Below are 16,897 nucleotides of genomic sequence, written 5' to 3'. Positions count from 1 at the left end.
TCACAGCGCCTTTCTGAGCTTGGGGTCGAGCATGTCGCGCAGGCCATCGCCGACGATCTGCAGCGAGAGCGCGACCAGAACGATCGCGACACCGGGAAATCCGACGACCCAGAATGCGTCCTCGGCATATTGCTGGCCCGACGCGATCATCGTGCCCCAGGTCGGCGTCTCCGGCGGCACACCCGCGCCGAGGAAGGACAGCCCGGCTTCGGCAAGGACCGCATAGGCGAAGATGAAGGTCGCCTGCACCAGGAGGGGCGAGGCGACGTTGAGCAGCACATGCACGAAGAGGATGCGCCAGATCGAGACGCCGAGTGCGCGTGCCGCCTCGACGAAGGGCAGTTCCCGCACCACCAGCGTCGAGGCGCGGATCACGCGGACGACGCGCGGCGTGTAGACGATGGCGAGCGCTAGCACGACATTGCCCGCGGAGGCGCCGAGCACCGCGACGAGGAAGATGGCGAGCAGGATGTCGGGCAGCGACATCAGCGCATCGACCAGGCGCATGATCACGGCGTCGGCGCGCTTGAAATAGCCGGCGACGAGGCCGAGCGCGGCCCCGATCGAGATCGAGATCACGACGACGGCAAGCCCGATTCCCAGTGAGGCGCGCGCTCCCCAGATCACCCGGGAGAAGACGTCGCGGCCGAGCTCATCCGTACCGAACCAGTTCACCTCGCCGGGCGGGCGCAAGCGCCTTGCCATGCGCATCGAGGCAGGATCGAACGGCGAGAGCCAGGGCGCCAGCAGGGCGAGTGCGAAGGCAATCACGAGGATCACGGCTGCGAGCAGCACCAGCTTGCGGCGGAAGAGCCGGCGCAAGAACAGAAGTGTCGGAGCTGAGGTCACGGCGGAACTCATTGGCGCACCCGTGGGTCGACGAGGGTGTAGATCACATCGATCGCCAGGTTGATCAGTGCGTAGATCGCCGCGACCGCCAGAAGCGCGCCCTGGATCACGGGATAATCGCGGCGCAGCACCGCCGACACGACGAGATTGCCGACGCCGGGCAGGCCGAACACGGTCTCGGTCACGATCGCGCCGCCGATCAGCAGGGCGAGCGTCAGGCCGAGCACGGTGATGATCGGGACGAGCGCATTGCCGAAGGCGTGGCGCAGCACCACGCGCAGTTCCGAGATGCCCTTCGCCCGTGCCGTCCGCACGAAATCGGCATCGAGCACATCGAGCATGCTGGCGCGGGTGAAGCGCGTGATGAGGGCGGAGTTGAYGACGCCGAGCACGGCGGATGGCAGAAACAGGTGCTGGAGCCGCTCGAAGAAGGAGGCGTCGGGCGCGCCATAGCCAGCGACGGGGAACCAGCCGAAACGCACGGCAAAGAGCTGGATGAAGATCAGGCCGAGCCAGAAGCTCGGGATATTGGCCGCGAGCATGGCGAGCCCGCTCACCGCCTGGTCGATCGGGCGGCCGCGCCAGACCGCGGAGGCGATGCCGGCCGGGATGCCGATCGCCGCGGCAATGGCGAGCGAGAACATCGCGAGGAAGAAGGTCGGCTCGGCGCGCTGCAGCAGCGCCTGGGTCACAGGCTGCTGCAGGAAGATCGACTGGCCGAGATTGCCGGTCGCGCATTCCTTCAGCCAGAGCACGAATTGCAGCAGGAGCGGCTTGTCGAGCCCGTAAGCCTCGCGCAGGCGCGCCACATCCTCCGGCGTCGCCTGGTCGCCGAGCATCAGGGCCGCGGGGTCGCCGGGCGCCAGCCGCGTCAGGAAGAAGACCAGCGCGGCAACGAGAAAGAGGACCAGCAGCAGGCCGGCGAGGCGACGTCCGATATGTGCGAGCACCGGATGCGCTCCTTTCGCGGGAAGCGGATACGACTGTGGCGGGGCGCGCGAACGCACCCCGCCACATCAAGCTTGCGCCTTACTTGGCGAGAGCGACGTTCCAGAAGGACGGCCACGGCATTGCCGCATAGCCGGACAGCTTCGGCGAGGCTCCCGCCAGTGCGGCGAAGTTGCCGGCGCGGATATAAGGCACCTCGTCATAGACGACCTGCTGGACCTTGCCCCAGAGCGCGCCGCGCTTCGCCGGGTCGGGCTCGTTGTTGAAGGCGCTGAGCGCGGCCTCCTTGGCCGGGCTCGACCACCAGCCCGGAGCGCCTTCGCCGAGTTGCGGTGGAGACAACATCGGTTCGGGGAGGAAGGCCGAGTGGGTGATGTAGATGTCCCACAGCGCCGGGTCGCCGCGACGCTGGACCAGGGTGGCCCAGTCGACGACATCGAGCTGGACCTTGAAGCCGGCGGCTTTGAGTTGTTCGGCCATCACCAGCGCCATGCGGTGATGGAAATCATACTGCTTCGAGTTGAGGATACGGAGCGGCGCTCCGTCATATTTGGCCTCGGCCAGCAGCTTCTTGGCGCCGGCGACGTCCGGCTTGCTGTACTTGTCCTTGCCGGCCTCCGAATAGAACGGCGAGCCCTTCGGGAAATGCTCGGCCGCCAGTGCGAAGAATTTCGGCTCGCCGAAGCCGGCCATCATCACCTCTTCGAGGTCGAGGGCCATCTGGAAGGCCTGACGGACCTTCAGGTCGGCCATCGGCCCCTGCTTGGTGTTGGTCGGGAAATAAGGGAAGCCGAAGGGCATGGTCAGCACGGGGCGCGTGCCGCTCGCGGCTGAGACCTTCTTGTAGCTCTCGACCGGCAGCTGGTCGGCGAATTGATACTGGCCGGCGATGGCGCCTTCGACGCGGGTATTGGCGCTCGGCACCGGGATGAAGCGCAGTTCGTCGATCTTGGCTTCGCGCTTGCCGGCATAGCCCGAGGCGGGCTCGCTGCGCGAGGCGTAGCCATCATGCTTCACCAGCACGACGAACTGGTCCGGCTTGCGCTCGCGGAACTTGTAGGGGCCGGTGCCGACGAATTCGGTCAGCGGGGTGGCGATCGATTCCTTTGCCATGATCGCGGCGAAGCCGGAGGGCAGCGCCAGATGGGCGAGCAGCGCCGGCTCGACCTTGCTGAGCTGGATCTCGACGGTCGACGGGCCCTTGGCGGTCAGACTCGCGATGCTCTTAGCCAGACCCTTGCCGCGCGGCGTCATCTCGAGCCAGCGCTTCAGCGAGGCGACGACGTCCTCGGAATCGAGGTCCCGGCCGTTATGCAGCTTCACGCCCTTGCGCAGCTCGATCGTGTAGGTCTTGCCGTCCGCGGACACCGTCGGCAGTGCTGCCGCCAGCATCGGCTGCGTCGCCCAGTTCGCATCGAAGGTGAACAGCGGCTCGTAGACGTGCTGCATGATCGTTCCGACCAGATCTGCGGTCGACGCCATCGGATCGAGCGACTGCGGCTCGCCGACCATGGCGAGATTGGCGCTGGATGCGCTCTGCGCCATGGCCGCCATCGGCATCAGCGCAGCCGAGGCGCCAAGGGCCGCTGCCAGGACGCCCAGTCCGCGCCGGGTGACAGAATTCTGATTGTGATCGCGGTTCCGCATTGGCCTCTCCCTGCCGTTCGCGTTGCCTATTGTGAGGGTGATGAAAATTTATTACGCAAATGGCATCTGTCAATCGCCAAATTTCATGCTGCATGGCAATATAAGAGTGAGTTTGCGCCGAAGTGATTGATACTTCTATCTGGCTCTGTAATTAAATTCCATATGACCCAGGGGTAACCAATGTCCTCTCTCGATCTGGTTCTGCGCGGCGGGCGGGTTGTCGACCCCGGCCAGGGCATCGATGCGGTTCTTGATGTCGGTGTCGCGGACGGACGCATTGCAGCCCTGGCGCCGCGCCTGGACGCTCCGCAGATCCACGATGTTTCCGGCAGGATCGTCACGCCCGGCCTGATCGACCTGCACACTCATGTCTATTGGGGCGGGACGTCGCTGGGTGTCGACCCGCTGATCCTCGCGCGCCGCGGCTGCACCACGCTCGTCGATACCGGCAGTGCCGGTGCCGGAAATTTCGATGGCTTCCGCCGGCATGTCATCGACACCTGCCCCGTGCGAATCATTGCCTATCTCAACATCTCCTTTGCCGGCATCTATGCGTTCTCGAAGACCATCATGGTCGGCGAGAGTGGTGACCAGCGCCTGCTGGCGCCGATCGACACCCTCGCGGTCGCCGAGGCCAATCGCGATGTGCTCGCCGGTCTGAAGGTGCGCGTCGGCCATCACGCGTCAGGTACTGCCGGTCTCGTCCCGCTCGAAATCGCGCGCCAGACGGCGGAGCGGCTCGACATGCGCATGATGGTGCATATCGATCACCCGCCTCCGACGCTCGGGCAGGTGCTCGCCCTGATGCGCCCCGGCGATGTGCTGACCCATTGCTTCCGGCCGTTCCCGAACTCGCCCGTGACGCGCGATGGCGGCGTGCTGCCGGCCGTCAGTGCGGCGCGCGAGCGCGGCATCATCTTCGATATCGGCCATGGCATGGGCTCGTTCTCCTTCGACGTCGCCCGCACCATGCTCGCCAACGGCTTTGCTCCGGACACGATCTCCAGCGACGTCCATGCCCTGTGCATCGAGGGGCCGGCCTTCGATCTGACGACGACGATGTCAAAGTTCCTCTGCCTCGGCATGCCGCTGGACGAGGTCATCAGGCGCACGACGGTCAATGCAGCGCAGGCGATCGAGCGTCCGGAGCTGGGCACGCTTGCCCCTGGGACGATCGCAGACATCTCGATCCTGTCGCTTGAGGCCGGGGCCTTCGACTATAGCGATTCGACCGGCGCGATCCTGCGGGGCGCCGAGCGCCTGACGGCGGCGGGGATCGTGATCGGCGGCCGCCTCTGGGAGGCTTGCCAAGAGACGAGGCAGGTGGGCTGACGCATCACGCCTCGAGATGCGGCACGGCCTCGCTCCCGGGGAGCTTGGTGCTGTTGCGCGGCTGTGACGGCGGCCTGATGCCGCGGACGACGCGCTCGCGGCGGTCCATTCCCTCCGGATTCGTCGGCCCAGGAGCTCGCGGAACGACGCCCGGCACTTTCCTCCTCAATGAAACGGTAGTATAGTTCTGCATTCTGCATCCGATGGCGGCCGGACGCAGGATTTTCTACTCGCGGTAGTAATAGGTCCGGTTCTGCCGGGCAGACGGAAAGGCCGGCAGCCATGATGAGGGGAACTGAACCGCTCGAAGTCTGGGAGATCATTTCCTCCCCGACCGGCTATGCGGCCCTGCAATACGCAGCCGAGCAGGGGGATCCTCCTCTCGAGCCTTTGGTCACACTCATCGAAGAAACCTGCGGAACTTGGTTATCCTGCGATCCCGCTACCCATCTCAAGCGCATTCACAGGATGGTGGCGCGGCTGATGATGGCCGATGGCTGGCAGGAGGCCGGCGTGAAGCCGATGCGGCGCGGACGCCTGATCACCGAGGCCATGACCTTCCAGCGCGGCCCTGATCAAATGGTGCAATAGCGCGGCTTCAGCCGGCCTCGACCCAGGGCATCTCCGTCCCCGTGGGATCGCCCTGTGCCGCCACTCTCTCGATCAGGCGCATATGTCGGTCGAGGCAGCTTTCCAGTTCGAATCTCGCCTGCACTGTCGCCCGTGCCGCGCAGCGCAGGCCCTCGAGCTCGCCCCGCCGTTCGAGTGCCTGCACGATCGTGGCTGCCAGGGCCGGCACGTCGTGAAACGGAGCGAGCAGCCCGTTGCGGCGGTCGGTAATCACCTCCTGGACCGGCGGTGTGCGTGAGCCGACGACCATACAGCCGCAGGCCATCGCTTCCAGCAGGGACCAGGAGAGCACGAAGGGCACAGTCAGATAGACATGAACCGCGGAGACCTGGAACAGTCGCCGCAGCTCCTGATGTGCCAGCCAGGAAATGTGAACGAGGCGCTCGCCAAGCCGGGTTTCCTGCAGCATCGCATCTCGCCAGAGCTGCCCATCCGGACGCGGCCGGCCATAACCTGCGCCATCCCCGCCGACGACAATGAAGCGGGCATCGGGTCTTGCCTGCGCGACCAGCGCGGCGGCGCGCATGAATTGCGGATAGCCGCGATAGGGATCAAGGTCGCGGGCGGCGAAGGTGACGATCTCGTCGCCGGCGCGAATCACCTCGCCATCGGGCAGCGTGAAACTGGCCTCCGCATTCGGCCGGCATAGCTGCGTATCGATGCCGTCATGGCAGATCGCGATCCGGTCGCGGATGCTGGCAGGGTATTGCCGGTGCTGCCAGCGCGTTGGGGTATAGGCGGCGTCGATGGCCTGCAGGGTCAGGAGTTGCGCGGCATTGCGCATTCTCAGCCGCATGCGCTCTGCGTCCGTCGCTTCGTCCGCGGGTTCGAAATCGAAATCCGAGTCCCGATCGTTGTAATAGTACTCGCAATAGCCGATCACCGGCGTGGCTGGCAGCGCGTCCTTCGCGAAGAGCAGCCCACCCCAGCCGGTATGGCCGATGATGACGTCGGGTCGTTCATTGCGCGGCAGTCGCCGCAGGACGGAGGCCACGGCTTCGCCTGTCCTGACGTGATATTCCGTCGCGGCGAGGCTGGGGCTCGCCGTTACGGGTCCGCTGACGGTGTAGAGAATCTGGCGCAGCCCGGGACGGACGGCTTCCGCATGTTCCGTGACCAGCGTCACCTCGGCGCCGTCGCCGAGGAGGCGCCCGATCAGGTGAGCGAATTGACCAGATCCTGAACGATGAACGAATAAGACGCGCATGACGCCAGCAGAACCCCTCCATAGCGCAGGGCGTCGCTCCAGAGTTGCTCGAGACGCCGCAAGGTGTCGTAGGCCGTCCGCATGTCCGGTTCGACATCGAGATCCTGGCTCGGGCCGAACTGATTGCTCTCATCGAGCTGCTTGAGGCGCTCGACCAGAAGCTGGCCCTTGGGGGACAGCGAGATTCGGGCTAGCCGCCGGTCACGCGGCGAGGCGCCGCGCTCGAGATAGCCGCTCTCGACCAGCTGCTTGAGGTTATAGGAGGCGTTCGAGCCGAGATAATAGCCACGGTCGAGCAGGTCGCGCACCGCGATCTCCCCAGTGCCGATCGTCAGCAGAACCATCACCTGCGAGGGCGAAACATCATCGACGCCCAGCCGGGTCAACTCCAGGCGCAGATAGTCGAGAAAACGCCGGTGGACCCTGTCGATCAGGCGGGCGAGGTCGAGCTGGGTGACGGTGTTCCTCGAAATTCCATTGTCCGAATCAGTTCTCCGCTCTGGTCGGCCGGGCTGGCCGTTGACTGCGGCACCCAGGAACTGGGCGCCGTATTGCGGTTTCGAATGCATTCTCTACTCCGCCTGGTTTGAAAATGGGCACCCCGCCCGAAGAAAACCCCTTCTGGAGTGGAATAGCCTATACGCAAAGCACATGCCATCGACGATATGTGGAAACTAAGATTGTAGCAATTTTTTGATATGTATAAACTGTTTCAAAATTCAAAGTATTGCGTTTTTTGGCCATATTCCTCTTTAATAATCGCAGATATTCGATTCTTTATCTGTCATCATAACGACACGCCTAGCGCAACAAGCTAGTATTCGATCGTGTCCCTGCTGGCGATATTTCATGGTTGATGGTTGGCCGTCACCCTGGCCGATCCGGACCCTCTGCAACGGAGATATGAATGAAGGTCGCAGCTTCGGCGCCCGATGGTTTGATCCGTGAACTGCAGCGCTCCTTTGCCGGTGGCCTTGCCTATGCGGCCTTCCTGAGTTTCTGCGTCAACATCCTGCTGCTGACAGTGCCGATGTTCATGGTGCAGGTGCAGGACCGCGTCATCGTCAGCCGCAGCTTCGACACGCTCACCATGCTGCTGGTGATCGCGATCGCTGGTCTCGTTCTCTATGGTGCCATCGAGTTCATTCGCTCCCTGACCTTCCAGACCATGGCAAGCGGCTTCGCCCGGCGCCTCAATCTGCCGGCGCTGGAAGCGGCGGTCAGTGCTTCGCTCGAACAGGGCTCGGCCCAGGCCACCCAGGCGATTCGCGACCTGAACGATATCCGCTATTTCATCGCGAGCTCGGCCATCGCGACGCCGCTCGAGGCGGCCTGGTCGCCGATCTTCCTTGCCGTGCTCTTTGCCTTCCACCCGGTTTATGGGCTCGTCGGCGCGATCTCGCTGATCATATTGCTGATGCTCGGCGTGCTCTCCGACGTGCTGACGCGCCGTGTGCTGAAGGAGGCCAACGAAGAAGGCGTCGCCAGCATCAACGATGTCGGCGCCAGCCTGCGCCACGCCGAGACGATCGAGGCCATGGGTATGCTGCCGGCTTTGGCCAGGCGCTGGCGCGGCAAACAGGTGGCGATGATCGAGCTGCTCGATCTCGGCACGCGCCGCGGCAAGCTGATTGCAGCGGTGACCCGCGCCTCGCGCATGACGATGCAGCTCGCGATCTATGCGACCGGTGCCACGCTGATCATCAGGAACGAAGTCTCGGTGGGCACGCTGATGGCGGCGAGCATCCTGCTCGGCCGCCTGCTGGCGCCTTTCGATTCGATGATATCCGACTGGCGGCAATGGGTGCTCGCGGCCGCCGCGTGGAAGCGCGTGCGCGATCTGCTGCTGCTCGGCTCGTCACGGCGCCAGACCACCGCCAATCCACCGACCCAGGGCGATCTGGTGATCGACCGCGTCGTCTACGCTCCGACCGGGGCAGAGCAGACCGTCATCAAGAGTGTCTCGTTCTCATTGGCGCCGGGCGAAGTGCTCGGCATCGTCGGCCCGTCCGGAGCCGGCAAATCGACTCTGGCGCGGCTGCTCGTCGGGGTTCTGAAGCCGAATGTCGGCGGCGTCTATCTCGACGGTCACAATGTCTATCTCTGGGAGCGCGCCTCCTTCGGCGCCATGGTGGGCTATCTGCCGCAATCGGTCTCGCTGCTGAACGGTACCATCGCCGACAATATCGCCCGGATGCGGATTCCGGAGCCGCAGGCCATTCTCGAGGCCGCTCGGACTGCCGGCGTGCATGAGCTGATCGGGCGCATGCCGCTCGGCTACGACACGAACGTCAATGACGGCGACTTCAAGCTCTCGGGCGGCCAGCGCCAGCGTATCGGCCTTGCCCGGGCGCTATACGGCGCGCCGCGCCTGCTGGTGCTGGACGAGCCCAATGCCAATCTTGATGCGGAAGGCGAACAGAGCCTGATTCGCGCCATCAATGCCGCGCGCGAGGGCGGTGCCATGGTCATCCTGATCGCGCATCGCCCCTCGGTGATGCAGATCGTCGACAAGATCCTGGTGCTGCGCGAGGGCAGGATCGCTCAGTTCGGACCGCGTTCAGCTATCGCCGGCATGATCACGCCTGGTGGCCTCGTCGAGATCGAACCCAAGTCGCAGACTGGCATGAGCAAGCCCCGCGAGGTGACGGCATGAGCAAGCTCCCAGCCCCCATGAGCACGAGCCGCGCGCTCATTCCGGTGACCCCCGTCGAGGAGCCGGAGGAGCGGATGCCCTCGCTGCGCAATCTCGTGCTGGCCGGTGTCAGCGCGATCGCGATCGGCTTCGGCGGCTTCGGGGCCTGGGCGGTGACGGCAAGGCTCGACAATGCCGCCGTCGCGGTCGGTACCGTCGTGGTCGACAGCAAGCGCAAGACCGTCAGCCATCTCGAAGGCGGCGTCCTGAAGATGCTGCTCAAGCTTGAAGGGGACCGCGTCGTCAAGGATGAGCCCCTGCTGAGGCTCGAGGATGCACGTGCCCGCGCCGAGCTGCAGCAGCTCCACGGCAAGCGCGTCGGCTTCGAGGCCAGGCTGGCCCGGCTGCGCGCCGAGCAGAACAACGCGACGGAGATCGACTTTCCCGATGATCTCAAGATGGCCGGAACGCCGATTGCGCAGGAGGTGATCAGAGCGGAACGCAAGCTCTTCCAGGCGCGCACCCAGGTCTATGACGGGCGCATCAGCATCCAGAAACGTGTCATCGAGCAGCATCAGGCCGAGACCGAGGCGCTTCAGGCCCAGATCGAGGCGACGCGCTTTCAGCGTAGCCTGATCGACGAGGAGGTCCGCGTGGTCGGGGACCTCTACGAGAAGCGCTATGCCAAGCGCAGCCAGCTTGTCGAACTCCAGACCAAGCAGAGCGAGCTTGCCGGACGCAGTGGCGAGGCCGCGGCCCGCAAGGCCAAGGCGGAGCAGGCGGTCGCAGGCGCGCAGCTCGAGATCACCTCGCTCGGCCTCGAACGGCAGAACGAGATCGCCAAGGATCTGCAGGATAGCCAGCTCGCCTTGTCCGAGGTGGTCGAGCGCATCGTCCAGGCTGAGGACGTGCTGCGCCGCCTCGTGGTCATGTCCCCGCAGGAGGGTATCGTCGCCAATATCCGGGCGCGGACCGCCGGAAGTGCGATTGCCGCCGGGGAGGCCATTCTCGACATCGTGCCCGAGCGCGAGCCCCTGATCGTCGAGGCCAAGGTCGATCCGCGCGACATCGACTCGGTTAAGCTCGGTGCCGAGACGCGGGTGCGGCTGACCGCCTTCAATGCGCGGCTGATGCCGCCGCTGATCTCGAAGGTGACCTATGTCGCTGCCGACCAGCTTGTCGATGAGAAGTCCGGCGTCGCCTATTTCATTGTCCGGGCCGAGATCACGCCAGAGAGTCTCGCCCAGAACAAGGTCACCCTTCATGCCGGCATGGCCGCAGAGGTCCTGATCGTGAACGGCTCGCGGCGCGCCGTGGACTATCTGCTGGCCCCCTTCGCCGAGAGCTTCAACCGGGCATTCCGGGAGGACTGAACAGGGGCGGTCGGTGCGAATTTTCGCAGTGAATTCAGCAAAGTAAGAATACGTTTCGATTTATATTTCGAATTTTGAAATTCATTCAATGTATAACGTCTGGCAATTAGAGAATTAACGCCAGTAAATATTTTCGCGCCATAATATTGTCACAACAAATCTCTTGCTGCATCGCACATATTCGGTAGGCTTAGCTCCGTTGAGCAATGACGAGTCATCTGATCGTCATTGGGGCGGCGCCGTTTTGCGAGGTGTTTTGGCGAATGCGCGCCGAGACCCTCGGGGCGCCTCAGTTCATTTCCAGGAGGTGACTATGGCCACGATAGAAGGCAGCGCGTTCGACGACTTCTTGATCGGGACACGGTTCAGCGATGTGATTCATGCCGGTGCCGGCGACGACGTCGTCAAGGGCGGCCATGGAGCAGACGTCCTGTTCGGCGAAGACGGCGACGATGTCCTCTTCGGCGACCAAGGCGATGACGTCATCTTCGGTGGCGAGGGGCGCGATATCCTCTTCGGCGGTCAAGGCGACGATGTCCTTTCCGGCGACGAGGGCAATGATCTGCTCTCCGGCGGCCAGGGGGATGACGTGCTCATGGGTGGCGAGGGGAACGATCTGCTGCAGGGCGACTCCGGCAACGACGTTCTCATCGGTGGCGAAGGGAACGATATCCTCCAGGGCGGCTCCGGCAATGACGTGCTCGAGGGTGGTCTCGGCAACGACCTGCTCCAGGGCGGCTCGGGCAACGATGTCCTGATGGGCGGCGAGGGTAACGACATCCTCCAGGGTGGTTCGGGCGACGACCTGCTCTTCGGCGGGGAGGGCAACGACATCCTGTCCGGCGGTGCCGGCAACGACGTCTTCGTCTTCGAAGGGGGCGGCGGCAACGATCTCGTGCTCGATTTCGATGCCGGTCACGACATGTTGCAGATCGCCTCCGACATCAACGGCACCGGCGTTACCTCGGCAGACGACCTCGCCGCGCGGACGACGACGGTCAACGGCAATGCGGTTGTCGATCTCGGCAACGGCGATTCGCTCACTCTCGTCGGCGTCACCGCCGAGGACGTCCAGAGCGATCCGAACTCCTACTTCACCGTCGCGTAACGACCTCGCGACGCCGGCTACTCCCGGCCGGCGTCGCACCCTGACACGTCGGAAGTTGAGCCATGTTGACGATCACGACGACCCAGTTGGTCGGAGACCAAAACTCCAATCCCGAGTTGCTGCGGCTCTGTGGTTCCGTGTTCCTGCTGAGCTGGAGCCTCGACGGACCGCTCGCTGATCGGCAGGTCGTATCGCTGGCAAGCCGGGAGCGGCGCGTTTCCTCCGCCTCGCTGACGCTGGGTCTGGGCGACGGGCGCACCCGGATCGTCTCTGTCTTCCGGCATTCCGGCCATGACGAGATCGTCGCGACCTTGTCCGGTGGCAATCTCGGTCCGGATCAGGCCGTCTCCTTCGATCCCGAATTCGTGCATGCAATGGCGGAGGCGCCCGAGATTCTGCGCGAGCTGACGCCGGCCGCGAGGATTGCGCTGGCAAACGCCCTGATCGCGACCTGGCCAACCCTGTTCAACCTGCGGGAGACGACCGCCTATCTCGCCTTCCTGCGCCAGTTCCTGCTCGCACTTTCCCGCAAACCGACGCCTGTGTTGCCGGTCGCTGCGCTGCCCGACGGCAAGATCCTTCTTGAATCCTCGGTGCCCGGGCGCCTCGACGCGATCAAGGTGGCATACTGGCTCGGCCCCGCAAGCCTGACGCGTATCGCTGCGAATCCGAGGCTCGGCAAACCTGACCGGAGTGCCCGCCGCTCGCTGCACCTGGTCCTTGATGAGCCCCAGCCGCGCGGAGCGGGGCTGCTCGTCCTGCAAAGCGATGTCGGGTTGATCGTCCGGGCCCTTCCCGAGCGCGCCACGGCGCCGACGCTTGGCCGCTGGTGGGCCGGGAAGGCCAGTGAGCGCGACGATCTGCGCAGCTGGCTCGTCGAGCAACTGGCCGGCCAGTCCGAACAGGGGCGCCTGCTCGCGATCGAGATGCAGAGGCGACTGCCCTTGCCGGTCCAGAGCGTCCGTCGTCACGACGACCTGCCCTCGGCCGAGCTCGATCTCGCCGTCTCGACCTCCGCCGGCCTGCTGCTCGGTGGTTGGTACCGCGACCTGGACGGCTTGCTCGATCAGATCCTCATACACCGCAGCACCGGCGCGCCGAGCCCGATCGGTGACCGGATCGCGCGGTTCCGGGCCGTGATGGCAGAGCCCGGCGGCGACAACCGAGCCGTGACCGGCTTCCTGGGTCTCGTGCCCGACTATGCCGGCGGCGCTCCTGTCCTGCAGCCGCGCTGCGCGCTGAAGCTGCGATCGGGGACCACGCTTTTCCTGCGCCCGGCGCCGCAGCCCGCCGACATTGCGACCATCCGCGCCCGGGCCCTGGCCTCGATCCCGCCGCAGCATCTCACGGCTGAAATCCTGCAGCAGAGCCTCGCTCCCGTGCTTGCCGCGTGCCAGTCCGCGCTGCGCGACAGCCTGCCGGAGCCACGTGTGCGGACGATCGGCTCCTTGCCGGACCGGCCGAGTGTCTCGGTCGTGGTCCCGCTCTACCGGGTCTATGACTTTCTGCGGATCCAGGTGTCAGCCTTTGCGGCTGATCCCTGGTTCGTCGAGAAGGCCGAGCTGATCTATGTGCTCGATTCCCCCGAGCATGAGGCTGAGGTCGCGCATCTGCTCGGCGGCCTGCACCTTGCCTATGGCCTGGCGATCCAGCTCGTGGTGATGGGCCGCAATGGCGGTTTCTCGGCCGCCTGCAATGCCGGGGCCGAGGCGGCGCGTGGCGATGTGCTCGCCATGGTCAATTCGGATGTGATCCCGAGCGAGGCCGGCTGGCTGCCCGCGCTGGCGCGCAAGCTCGACCGGCGCGGGCGTGTCGGCGCAGTCGGGCCGAAACTGCTCTATGACGACGGCTCGCTGCAGCATGCCGGCCTCCTTTTCAAGCGGGACCGTCACGGCGTCTGGCTCAACCATCATTACTTCAAGGGCATGCCGGGCAGCTATCGGCCCGCCAATGTCGAGCGGCTCGTACCCGGCGTCACCGGTGCCTGCATCGTGCTGCCGCGTGCGCTCTTCAACGAGGTCGGTGGCTTCGACGACAGCTATGTCATCGGCGACTACGAGGATAGCGACCTCTGCCTGAAGATCCGGCAGGCCGGCTTCGGTATCAAGTATGTGCCGTCCGTCGCGCTCTACCATCTCGAGCGCCAGTCGATCTCCAAGAGCCTGGATTACACCCGCGGCGTTGCCTCGCAGCACAATGCCTGGCTGCAGACGGGCCGCTGGGACGCCCAGATCGAAGCGCTGATGGCCGATGAATCGGCTCTGCCGCGCAAGGCCGCGCCCGCGCGCGATCCCGACATTCTTCCCCGCACCGTCCTCAGGAGGGCAAGCGCTGCATGACGGCGACCCTGGCACTGCGTCCCATAGAGCCCAGCCCGGGCGCGATCCTCAGCCCCCCCGGCAAGGAATTCGACTGGCTGCTCGACCATATCCGTACCAACCGCTTCCTGCCGCATCCGCCGGCCGAGAACATTTTTGTCGGTGACGGCGACTACCGCGAGATCGGCGCGGAATTCCTGGGCCATTACGTCCGGATCGGCCGCCTGAAGCCGACGGAGCGTGTCTTCGACATCGGCTGCGGCATCGGCCGCATGGCGGTGCCGCTGACGCAGTATCTCGATCCGTCGAAAGCGAGCTATGACGGCGTCGACCCCGTGATGGACGGCATCCTCTGGTGTGCCCAGACGATCACGCCGGTCTACCCACGCTTCCGCTTTCAGCGGCTCGACATCGCTCACCCCCTCTACAATCCGCAGGGTTCGCTGCCCGGCACCGAAGTCGCTTTCGGCTTCGCGAACCAGAGCTTCGATTTCATCACGATGGTCTCTGTGGCGACGCATCTGCCGCCGGAGGAACTGACGGTCTACCTCAAGGAGGCCTGCCGCCTGCTTGCGCCGGGCGGACGCCTGTTCCTGACCGCCTTCGCCATTGACGGGCAGCCGACGGGACAGGAACGCCTGAAATTCAAGCGCTGGCGTGATGGGCCGGGCTGGTACGCGATCGAGGAGGCACCGCTCGCTGCCGCCGGCATCGAGGAGGAGTTCCTGATCGCGCAGACGCAAGCTGCCGGGCTGCTCGTCGAGAGCCTTGGACGCGGCCATTGGCGCGGCATCAACGCACCACATTACCAGGACGTGCTGATCGCGACCAAGCCGGAGCGCAGCCGATGAGCCGCCGCATCCTCGTCGTCGCGCATAACCATCCCGATCTGCATCCCGGTGGCACCGAGATTCTGGCTCATGACCTCGCCGGTGGTTATCGCGAGCAGGGCTGCGACGTGCTCTTCCTCGGCGCGACCAACGCGATCCACCGTGAGGCGCATCCCGGCACGGCCTTGCAGGCTACCGGAACCGATGGCGATGTCCTGCTGTGGAGTGGCCATTTCGACCGCTTCTATCTCAGCCAGATCGATCACTACGGCACACTCCAGGATCTCGCCAGCCTGCTTCAGGAATACCGGCCGGATGTGATTCACATCCACCATCTCGTGCTGATCGGGGCCGAGTTCCTGACGCTGGCGCGGCGCCTCCTGCCGGCGGTGAAGATCGTGATGACGCTGCATGACTATTACCCGATCTGCCATAATGACGGGCTGATGGTGCGGCCGACCGACAAGGAGCGCTGCACCGCGGCCTCTCCGACACGCTGCCGGGGCTGCTTTCCCGGAATCGGCTCCGACCGCTTCCTGCTGCGCGAGCGCTTCCTGAAGACCCATCTTGCAGCGGTCGATCAGTTCGTCGCGCCGAGCCGCTTCCTGCGCCAGCGCTATGTCGACTGGGGGCTGGCGGGCGACCGCATCGACGTCATCGAGAACGCGCGCCCGGCTCGCGAACCGGCACCGCACCGGGCCAAGCGCGGGCCCCGCGCCAGCTTCGGCTATTTCGGCAACGTCAATCCCTGGAAGGGGGTGCTGGAGCTGGTCAAGGCAGCCTCGCTGCTCAGTGCCTCGGGCCTGCGCGGCTTCGAAGTGCGCATCCATGGCGGGGCCCCGTTCCAGAGCGAGGCCTTCATTGCGGAGTTCGAGGCGGCGCTCGCGGCCTCGGACGGCATGGTGACCCATTGCGGCCCCTATCATCGCGAGGAGATGCCGGAGCTGATGGCCGAGATCGATTGGGTGGTGATGCCCTCGATCTGGTGGGAGAATGCCCCGCTCGTCATCCAGGAGGCGTTCCAGCACCGCCGCCCCGTCATCGCCAGCGGTATCGGTGGCATGGCCGAGATGGTGCGGGACGGCATCGACGGGCTGCATGTCCGCCCGGGCGATCCGGCCCAGCTTGCCCGCACCTTGCGGCGCGCGGTCGAGGAGAAGGGCCTGTGGGATCGCCTCGTCGACGGCATCCGGCCCCAGCCGACCATCGCTGAATGCACCGCGGCGCATCTCGCGCTGTTCGACAGGCTCACACTCGCGGAGGCGGCATGACGGTCATGCGCGATCCCGACGGAACCGAGCGGCTGCCCAATGTCGTGCCGGCGCGCCTCAATGGCCGTGTCGATGCCCTCGACGGCAACCGCCTGCATGGCTGGATCTGGGATGAGACCCGTCCCGAGGAGCGGCTCAAGGTCCGGCTCAAGCTTGATGGGCGGGTTGCGATGGAAGCCGTCGCCGACCAGAGCCGCATCGACCTTCGCCGCAACGGCATTGGCGACGGGCGCCATGCCTTTGCGATGGAACTCGATGACACGCTGGTCGCAGCCCGCGATCGACTGAGCATCGTCGGCGTCTCTCCGAGCACGGATGTCGAGCTCGAGCTCAGATTGCCGCCGCCGGCCGAGCTCGCAGCCGAGGCTGCGATCGCGGTGCCGCTTGCGCGCTTCTTCGATCGCGTCGAGGCGTTGATCGCGCTCAACCGGCGTGGGCAGCTCGCCCAGAAGGAACTCGTCGAGAAACTCGACGAGATGACGACGCGCATGGCAGGCAGCGGTGTACAGCGCGACGAGGCCGCGGAGGCCGCGCGCGCCGACCATATTTCCCAGCGCCTGGCCGAGCTCGATGTCTTCCAGCTCCGTTTCGATGCGACGCTACGCAGCTTCGACGAGCGCCTGGTCACGATCCGCAAGGAGGCGCAGCGCCCGATGCGGCAGGCGACCATCCTGCTCGGCTCGCTCTCCGGGCTCGCCGCGCTGATGTCTTTCGTGACCCTGACCCTGATCCTGCTGGACCGGTGATGC

At 65.2% G+C, this 16,897-nt stretch carries 14 protein-coding genes; 9 read left to right on the top strand and 5 right to left on the bottom strand.

Annotated features, from left to right (window positions below):
- From AC1DW9_RS12785 to AC1DW9_RS12775, 3 genes are all read right to left on the bottom strand, one after another.
- Entirely contained in the window at positions 1–861 is an 861-nt protein-coding gene (locus AC1DW9_RS12785) for an ABC transporter permease (protein WP_441490751.1), read from the bottom strand.
- Positions 858–1,799: an ABC transporter permease gene (locus AC1DW9_RS12780; protein WP_476855108.1), complete on the bottom strand. Its 942-nt coding sequence runs from the start codon at positions 1,797–1,799 to the stop codon at positions 858–860. Before AC1DW9_RS12780 ends, AC1DW9_RS12785 begins: the two co-directional genes overlap by 4 nt.
- A 79-nt stretch (positions 1,800–1,878) precedes the next feature.
- The gene (locus AC1DW9_RS12775) at positions 1,879–3,444 is read right to left on the bottom strand and encodes an ABC transporter substrate-binding protein (RefSeq protein ID WP_441506390.1); all 1,566 of its coding nucleotides are present in this window, start codon (positions 3,442–3,444) and stop codon (positions 1,879–1,881) included.
- A gap of 180 nt (positions 3,445–3,624) precedes the next feature.
- On the opposite strand from AC1DW9_RS12775, the gene AC1DW9_RS12770 reads away from it, so the two are divergent.
- Together AC1DW9_RS12770 and AC1DW9_RS12765 are read left to right on the top strand one after the other, a co-directional pair.
- Positions 3,625–4,776, top strand: a complete 1,152-nt coding sequence (locus AC1DW9_RS12770; RefSeq protein ID WP_441506389.1) for an amidohydrolase/deacetylase family metallohydrolase — start codon at positions 3,625–3,627, stop codon at positions 4,774–4,776.
- Positions 4,777–5,058: 282 nt separating this feature from the next.
- Positions 5,059–5,367, top strand: a complete 309-nt coding sequence (locus AC1DW9_RS12765) for a hypothetical protein (protein ID WP_441506388.1) — start codon at positions 5,059–5,061, stop codon at positions 5,365–5,367.
- A gap of 7 nt (positions 5,368–5,374) precedes the next feature.
- Here AC1DW9_RS12765 and AC1DW9_RS12760 read toward each other — a convergent pair whose 3' ends face one another.
- A complete protein-coding gene (locus AC1DW9_RS12760; protein WP_441506387.1) occupies positions 5,375–6,532 on the bottom strand; it encodes a glycosyltransferase in 1,158 nt (385 codons plus the stop codon).
- A 29-nt stretch (positions 6,533–6,561) separates the two neighbouring features.
- The gene (locus tag AC1DW9_RS12755; RefSeq protein ID WP_441506386.1) at positions 6,562–7,182 is read right to left on the bottom strand and encodes a MarR family winged helix-turn-helix transcriptional regulator; all 621 of its coding nucleotides are present in this window, start codon (positions 7,180–7,182) and stop codon (positions 6,562–6,564) included.
- A gap of 338 nt (positions 7,183–7,520) precedes the next feature.
- On the opposite strand from AC1DW9_RS12755, the gene AC1DW9_RS12750 reads away from it, so the two are divergent.
- The 7 genes from AC1DW9_RS12750 to AC1DW9_RS12720 all read left to right on the top strand — a co-directional run bounded on the left by AC1DW9_RS12750 (position 7,521) and on the right by AC1DW9_RS12720 (position 16,894).
- Positions 7,521–9,269: a type I secretion system permease/ATPase gene (locus tag AC1DW9_RS12750; RefSeq protein ID WP_476767598.1), complete on the top strand. Its 1,749-nt coding sequence runs from the start codon at positions 7,521–7,523 to the stop codon at positions 9,267–9,269.
- A complete protein-coding gene (locus AC1DW9_RS12745) occupies positions 9,266–10,621 on the top strand; it encodes an HlyD family type I secretion periplasmic adaptor subunit (RefSeq protein WP_476775026.1) in 1,356 nt (451 codons plus the stop codon). Before AC1DW9_RS12750 ends, AC1DW9_RS12745 begins: the two co-directional genes overlap by 4 nt.
- Positions 10,622–10,934: 313 nt before the next feature.
- Positions 10,935–11,729 (top strand): calcium-binding protein, encoded by a 795-nt coding sequence (locus tag AC1DW9_RS12740; protein WP_113517019.1) that lies wholly within the window; start codon positions 10,935–10,937, stop codon positions 11,727–11,729.
- Positions 11,730–11,791: 62 nt separating this feature from the next.
- Positions 11,792–14,068 carry a glycosyltransferase gene (locus AC1DW9_RS12735; RefSeq protein WP_476775025.1) on the top strand — a complete coding sequence of 759 codons (2,277 nt, stop codon included), beginning with the start codon at positions 11,792–11,794 and terminating at the stop codon, positions 14,066–14,068.
- Positions 14,065–14,898 carry a class I SAM-dependent methyltransferase gene (locus AC1DW9_RS12730; RefSeq protein ID WP_441506382.1) on the top strand — a complete coding sequence of 278 codons (834 nt, stop codon included), beginning with the start codon at positions 14,065–14,067 and terminating at the stop codon, positions 14,896–14,898. The genes AC1DW9_RS12735 and AC1DW9_RS12730 overlap by 4 nt, the downstream gene beginning before the upstream one ends.
- Positions 14,895–16,148: a glycosyltransferase family 4 protein gene (locus AC1DW9_RS12725; RefSeq protein WP_476767593.1), complete on the top strand. Its 1,254-nt coding sequence runs from the start codon at positions 14,895–14,897 to the stop codon at positions 16,146–16,148. The genes AC1DW9_RS12730 and AC1DW9_RS12725 overlap by 4 nt, the downstream gene beginning before the upstream one ends.
- Positions 16,145–16,894, top strand: coding sequence for a hypothetical protein (locus tag AC1DW9_RS12720; protein ID WP_113517023.1), 750 nt, complete (start codon positions 16,145–16,147; stop codon positions 16,892–16,894). The genes AC1DW9_RS12725 and AC1DW9_RS12720 overlap by 4 nt, the downstream gene beginning before the upstream one ends.
- The last annotated feature ends 3 nt before the right edge of the window (positions 16,895–16,897 follow it).

It is taken from the genome of Allobosea sp. P4_E12 (assembly GCF_056401655.1).
This window is presented reverse-complemented; position numbering and strand designations above follow the sequence as displayed.